Source organism: Propionispora hippei DSM 15287 (assembly GCF_900141835.1).
Lineage (GTDB): Bacteria > Bacillota > Negativicutes > Propionisporales > Propionisporaceae > Propionispora > Propionispora hippei.
Map to the genome: position 1 here is coordinate 1 of NZ_FQZD01000072.1, position 3,643 is coordinate 3,643.

The 3,643-nt window shown below is 41.6% G+C and carries 4 protein-coding genes; 2 read left to right on the forward strand and 2 right to left on the reverse strand.

Going from position 1 to position 3,643, the window contains the following annotated elements:
- Together F3H20_RS20250 and F3H20_RS19675 are read left to right on the forward strand one after the other, a co-directional pair.
- Window positions 1-237, forward strand: a 237-nt coding sequence (locus F3H20_RS20250) for a hypothetical protein (RefSeq protein WP_223191871.1), incomplete at its 5' end; no start/stop codon positions are given.
- A gap of 379 nt (window positions 238-616) precedes the next feature.
- The gene (locus tag F3H20_RS19675; RefSeq protein ID WP_149736538.1) at window positions 617-1,945 is read left to right on the forward strand and encodes an MATE family efflux transporter; all 1,329 of its coding nucleotides are present in this window, start codon (window positions 617-619) and stop codon (window positions 1,943-1,945) included.
- Between the two features lie 253 nt (window positions 1,946-2,198).
- Here F3H20_RS19675 and F3H20_RS19680 read toward each other — a convergent pair whose 3' ends face one another.
- The gene (locus tag F3H20_RS19680) at window positions 2,199-2,843 is read right to left on the reverse strand and encodes a PDZ domain-containing protein (RefSeq protein ID WP_149736539.1); all 645 of its coding nucleotides are present in this window, start codon (window positions 2,841-2,843) and stop codon (window positions 2,199-2,201) included.
- A gap of 6 nt (window positions 2,844-2,849) precedes the next feature.
- The gene (locus tag F3H20_RS19685; RefSeq protein ID WP_149736540.1) at window positions 2,850-3,512 is read right to left on the reverse strand and encodes a hypothetical protein; all 663 of its coding nucleotides are present in this window, start codon (window positions 3,510-3,512) and stop codon (window positions 2,850-2,852) included.
- Between the last annotated feature and the right edge of the window lie 131 nt (window positions 3,513-3,643).

A 3,643-nucleotide genomic window follows, 5' to 3' on the forward strand; every position in this document is an offset into this window, starting at 1 on the left:
CTTTTACACCTATTCTTTTTTATCTATTGGGATAGGGTTATTTGGGTTTCCCTTTTTCCTGTTTCGTTAATTTTAGTTTTCACAATAACCGTCCCAGTAATTCAAGGCAATGATATACCGCTGAATGCATTAATACTTTCTGTTCCGGATACCTATGACGATATGGTATACGGGGAAAATCCCGTTTTTCCTACTGAAGCACTGGACTTTATTCAATATGCCGGTATTTATTCCTAAGTGGTTGCTGCTTTTCTAGCCCCATGAGTAAAGAAACAAAATCATATATACCCTAAATTAGAATGGTGAAGTGCACCCAAAGGCTTAATTTGACAACTCACTCATTTCTTCATAGAATAATAGTGAATAAGTCCCCTGTGAAAGGAGGCCAAGTGTAATGAGCACTGTTTTCGATTATATGTTGCCACGTGATGTACAGACACCTGTCCGCACAAGCAATTTAGACGGAAATTGGATTAGTCTGTCCCTTTTTAAGCAACTGCATACCGAAAAACACTGCCTGGAATCTCTTGGCTGCCCTATAACTACTTAACAATAACATGTACTAGAGACGCCGGTTATTCGGCGTCTCTTTTTGTTTTCACAGGAGGAAACGTTTATGCAAAAAAACATTAGTTACAAACAAATAGGCAAACTAGCTTTGCCTATTATCGCTGCCCAATCCGTTGTTTTAATCAACGGCATGATTGACTTGGCCTTCATCGCCCCATACGGAACGGAGGCCATTGCCGCCGTGTCCATAGCAAATGCGTTATGCGCTACGTTATTTAATTTTCTGGAAGGATTCAGGCTCGGTACAACCGTTTTAATCTCAGAAGCTTCGGCTACCAACAATCTTGTCAAAGCTACGTCTGTCATAAACAGCGGGTTATGCCTGATTGCTATGATTGGCAGCGTATTCATTGTCTTTGCTCCGCATATCAGCTATTGGGTTTATAGAATCACCGGCAATCAGCAAATGGCTTATCATGGTACAACGTACTTGACAGTATGGCTCTGGGCATTCCCCCTCATACTACTTTCCTATGTACTTGTCGGTCTGTTTAGAGGACTGCATGATACGGCAACGCCACTCTATAGCACTCTGGCTATTTGTCTGTTAAATATTTTATTTGATTATGCATTAGTTGGCAACGGCTTCGGTATACCAAGTTTAGGGGTTAAAGGTGCGGCCTGGGGAACGCTGTTGGCCAATCTTGCAGGCGTAATCATCATGATCTTTCTGGTAGCAAAGAAGCCTCTGACCCGTCAGTACATTAATTTTCGGCAGCCATTTGTTAAGCAGGTCCGAGAGTATATCTCTCTTGCTGCGGATATTGGTCTTAACACAGGCTCTACCCTCCTGGCCCTGTTGCTGTTTGTTTGCATGATGAAACCGCTGGGGCCTGCCGCCTTAGCCGTACATCAAATCACCTTACAGGTATTTAATTTTACCTATCTTACTGCTATCGGGTTTCTTATCACCGCCTCAATTATTGTTCCCCGCCTTTTAATAAATCAGCAGGAACCCCTTTTTCTCTCTACCGTGAGCCGAATTGGTAAAATGAGCTTTAGCGTAGCCTTGGTTATAAGCGGCTTACTCTTTATATCATCCTCGAATATCGGCAATTTCTTCAGTCCCACCGACAAATTAGTGGCCGCCCAGGCTGCACAAACGATAAAGCTGGTTTGTGCCGGTCAATTATTCTCCTCAATCTACATGGTTCTGCGGGGTACTCTTACCGCCTGCAAGGACACCCGGTTTATCGTCTACGAAGGCTGGGTATCAGGCTATCTTGTATTCCTGCCTCTCGCCTATCTTTGGGCAGTAAAAGCAGGTTATGGGATATATGGAGGGTATGCGGCGTTTCTGGTATGGTGCATGACTGACTGCACAGCACTTGCTTGCCGTTTCTTTCTTCGAAACCGCTGCTCCAAAGGGAGATAATTTTTTAAGTAAATCACTTAGAAAACGGCCCTTTTGATCAATTATTATACATTCTGCTCTTACTGAATCCAACTTACAACCTATCCCCTTGTCCCTTCTCCCGACGACACCCAAGATAAAGAAGAGAGGTCAGCGGATTTTGTCCGTTGACCTCTCTTTAAGATATATAGGTTTTCACACTTTAGTTATATTATCTCTTTGCCAAGACCTTCACATCGTCCCTTTGTTCTTTTCTGAAATTAGAAAAAGCATATCACTCTATCAAAAAAATTGTTCTTGGAGACACCAAAGGTACATTTTGCGGCCCATATGGATCAAAAATCTCATACGGCGCATAAAAACTTGGTGTATAGGCTAATGGAGTTCTCTTTTTATACCAAAGATAATCTTCCTTTTTATTAATTGCCTCATAATCTACATTATCTACAAGCGGATCACTAATGTGTGCTTTGGCAGTAATCTCAAAAGCACCTTGCGTTTTATTCTGGACTGTAAGCCTTAAATCCGGATGTTCCTTACTATACCACATAAGATAATCCATTTCATAACGCAAAAAAGCCTTCGTATCTTTGCCATTTACTGCAATGATTTGATCCCCTGGTTTTAACCCGTCAAGCTCCGGATGCAGTTTCAAATTCACCTTGTCCACAATTAAAGGAGTCTTTAAAGGACTTCCTTGTAGGGAAATTCCATAATCCCCCCAAGGTTCAAGCGCTACATAGGTCTGGTGAATTTTCCGGGTCGCATCATCAATAGCAGTCCGATCCTTCCATCCATAGTAGCTATCATAAAGGGGTGGTCCTGTCCAATGATCAAGGTTTAACCAGGTTCCTTCCGGCGTTTCGATAAATTTTACATAATTTATATGCTGTGGCGAATAGTCATAGCTAAAACCAATAACCCGTCAATTTTCATCTACTGCATAGCGCCAAAACCCATTAATAGCTACTGCCTTATTATTCTTGCCTCTTTCATTGATATGATAAGCAAAAGCAGCCCTGACTTCTTTATATGTTTTTTCCGGGAAAAAAACGCTGTATTGAGGCCCATAGGTAACGGGCAAATCTTTGGCAGAATCACTAACGCGACTTACATAGGAAAGCAAATCATCTATCTTAACTTCATAGCTTTTCCCATCTTTTCTGTGCATTATGCAAACAACCTTTTTATCTGCCGAAACCTTTTCCCAATCTTTAAGATTAACATGATACCATTTATCTATATAATCAGAAGGCAGATATACCGCTGGCTTTACATCGGCCACTTGTAGAGAAATTTCTTGCCCGACCGCTGTTTTAATTTCTACTTTGTCGAAATCTTTTGTTCCATCCCAGCCCTGAATATGAAGCACTGCATAATCCTCTGCTCCTCGCGTAACATGCTGCAATTCAATATACATGTGACCTTTGAAGGAACGAACAAAATTAATTTTAGCCTCTCCTTGTTGCGCAACTGCAGACACCAATTTTGAATCTCCGCTACGTGGACTAATATCCACCGCCGCACTGCAAACACTAAATATCATCAGCAAAAATACTGTTATCAAACATAAAACTCTACACTTCATTCCATCACTCCACTCTATTGCTTTATCTCTCCCCCACTGGATTGTCAACAGTAAATCAGACAACTTTTTTAAGGGCCTTTTGGCGAAACTGAATAGGCGTTAGATATCCCAAAGTGCCATGAAGCCGATGC